Origin of the sequence: Psychrobacter sp. AOP5-GZ1-6 (assembly GCF_052376345.1) — a bacterium.
In the GTDB taxonomy this organism is placed as follows: domain Bacteria; phylum Pseudomonadota; class Gammaproteobacteria; order Pseudomonadales; family Moraxellaceae; genus Psychrobacter.
In genome coordinates, this window is sequence record NZ_JBQSVP010000242.1 from 1 (window position 1) to 1,712 (window position 1,712).

The 1,712-nt window shown below is 49.1% G+C and carries 1 protein-coding gene; it reads right to left on the reverse strand.

Annotated features, from left to right (window positions below):
- On the reverse strand, positions 1 to 1,712 hold a 1,712-nt coding region (locus tag ACT3RN_RS15420; RefSeq protein ID WP_444518807.1), incomplete at both ends, for a DUF2345 domain-containing protein.

Genomic DNA, 1,712 nt, shown 5'->3' on the forward strand with positions numbered 1-1,712 from the left:
CCTCATATTTCAAATAAAACTTCTCGCCTTCTATTATCTTTGCCTGTCTAAGAACAATAGCTTTGGCAATACCCCCACCCCCACTCCCCCGATCCACCTTACTCGCCTTATAGCCCACTTTAGCAGGCGTGATAAACGTCACATTACCACCCGATATCTCAATACCACTACCCGCTGCTTTTAGGGTAAGCGTATCAGGGGCAATAATCTCTATACTGTCTCGGCTGTGGATGCATAGTACTTGCTCACTGTCGAGTCGCATCTCGTTCTGATGCGCTTGTATCGTCACATCACCATGAGCGGCGGTATGGGTCTGGGCTTTGTTTGCGTAGTAATGGATGTCCCCTGCTACTAGCTGATTCATCTGCGTTTGGCTGTGATGATGGGTGCTGCCTGTGGCGTGGCTATGTGTGTTTTCAGTACTGGTATGTTGACTGTGTTGTCCTGTGAGCATGGCAAGGTGACGTTGAGAGTCGATAAGCAGATTGGCTTGTTGCCACTGTCCTGCCTCATCTAGTGCACTGTCATTGGTGTCTTTGCTAAATTGACCAAATGGCGTTTGTTGCTCTCCTCCCTTGTTATTGTTTAGGCTACTACTTTGACTGCTGCCATTTATGCCTACTGGTTGATGGGTTTCTGCTAGGCTTTGATAGGCTATTTGATGTTGGTCAGCGGTTTGTAGTTTGCTATGACTGTCATGATTCATGTGAGGGTTTGATGAGGGGTCTGACTGGCTACTACTGATATGAATGCCGGTGCTGCCTTGGATATTGGCAGCCGCTTGGGTCTCGATACTGATGCCTTGGCCACGTGCTTGTCCACGGGTATGGTCGGTGTGCTGGTAGAGATGGCCAATGGTTAGGCTGGACTGATAGCTGCTGCTATAGGCGTTGATCTGCGGACTCTCAGGATGGGCGTCAAACATGAGCTGGTTATAGCCATTGGTGACGCTGTCTTTGGTGGCATCGCCTGTACGACTGCTGTCGATGCTTTGCGTTTTGATACCGTCTATGGGGTAAGCATGGCTTTGATTAATGAACCAAGCTGGACTGGTGGCGTCAAGGGTATCTGAGTCACTGACGATGCTATTGTGCTGAGCATCAGAGTTGCCTTGTCCGTTATGGGTGCTGCCGATGATGATGGGATGGGTGATGTCACCACCGATGAAGTCGATGAGGACATGCTGTCCATGACGCAGAGGATGGGTCTGTCCCATGTGATCGGCGACGAGGTGACTGGCGATGGGTATCCAGTGAGCATCATCCTGACTATTGTCGCTATTATTATCGCTGCCATTACTGTCATCAGATTGCCAGTGATATCTGATATGAGCGCGGTGGTTACGGTCATGGGTGATGGCACTGCTGTCTGTGTCTATGATGCTGGCACTCATGAGTCCTGTCAGACTCGGATGCGGCTCGCCAAGCTCGCTTAACTGCTCTCCATAGGGAATATGGTGATGATGTGGAAACGGTAGGTAGCAGGCGTTAACATAATGGACGTTGTTGTTATTGTTGTTATTATTGTCATCATCATTGTCATGACTAGCATGGTTGGTATTGGGCTGCAAGGTAATAGGATCAAAGGCAACTGCGCCAAGCCAGTCTGCGGGTATATGATTGTTAATCTGCTGATGTATGGAGACAAGACTGATCGGATCGGTCAGATAAGGGTTGCCATCGATATAGTGGCTACTGGGCAAATTCAGATGA